The organism is Streptomyces sp. DSM 15324, from assembly GCF_001514285.1.
Classification (GTDB): domain Bacteria; phylum Actinomycetota; class Actinomycetes; order Streptomycetales; family Streptomycetaceae; genus Streptomyces.
Genome location: NZ_KQ949068.1, coordinates 1 through 1,140 on the forward strand (window position 1 = coordinate 1; position 1,140 = coordinate 1,140).

The following is a 1,140-nucleotide window of genomic DNA, read 5'->3' on the forward strand; positions in this document are numbered from 1 at the left end:
ACACCATGCGCCCACACACGGGCCAGGGCCGAGAGCAACGCCCTCTCCTCCGGCCGGCCACCACGCAACGCCGGAACGAACACCGCATCCGCAGCCACCTGCGAACCCGGCCCGCTCAACACACCATCCGGACCCAGCTCCAGGAACACCGACACACCCCGGCCGGCCAACTCCGCCACCCCGTCCGCGAAACGAACCGCCTCCCGCACATGACGCACCCAGTACTCCGGCCCGCAGACCTCACCCGACACGGCAAGCCGACCGGTCACATTCGACACCAGAGGAATCTGCGGAGCGGTGTAGGTGAGGCCTTCGGCGACCGCCCGGAACTCCGCCAGCACCGGCTCCACACGCGGCGAATGGAAAGCATGCGAGACCGCAAGACGCCTGGTCCGACGCCCCCGCCCCGACAACTCCGCCGCCAACGCCACGACCACGTCCTCATCACCGGAAACCACCACCGACCTCGGCCCGTTGACCGCCGCGACACCCACCCCACCCGCACAACCCGCAACGAGAGCCAGGACCTCTTCCTCGGTGGCCTCCACCGCCACCATCGCCCCACCAGCCGGCAAACCATCCATCAACCGACCACGCGCCGCCACCAGCCGAACCGCATCCTCAAGCGACCACACCCCAGCCACATACGCAGCCACCAACTCCCCCACCGAATGCCCGCCCACGAAGTCCGGACACACACCCAAAGACGACACCAGCCGGAACAACGCCACCTCAACCGCGAACAACCCGGCCTGAGTGAACACCGTCCGATCCAGCAAAGCGGCCTCAGAACCGAACACCACATCCCGCACACCACACTCAGCACCCAGCACCGCATCCAGCGCCGCACACACCACGTCAAAAGCCTCGGCAAACACCGGGAACCGCCCATACAGCTCCCGGCCCATACCCAGCCGCTGCGACCCCTGACCCGAGAACAACACCGCCAACCGCCCACCACCCACACCACCAGCCACACCACCAGCAATCAACCCCGGAGCCGACTCACCCCGCACCAACGCCTCAAGCCCCGCCACCAGCTCCTCACCCGAAGACCCCACCACCACAGCCCGGTCCTCCAAAACCGCCCGCCCCGCCAGCGACCAACCCACATCCACCGGCGAAACACCCACACCCACA

The 1,140-nt window shown here is 67.8% G+C and carries 1 protein-coding gene; it reads right to left on the reverse strand.

Features of this window, described 5'->3' with window-relative positions; all coding sequences use genetic code 11:
• Positions 1-1,140: acyltransferase domain-containing protein (locus AQJ58_RS40210; RefSeq protein WP_159056437.1), on the reverse strand; the 1,140-nt coding region annotated here is incomplete at both ends.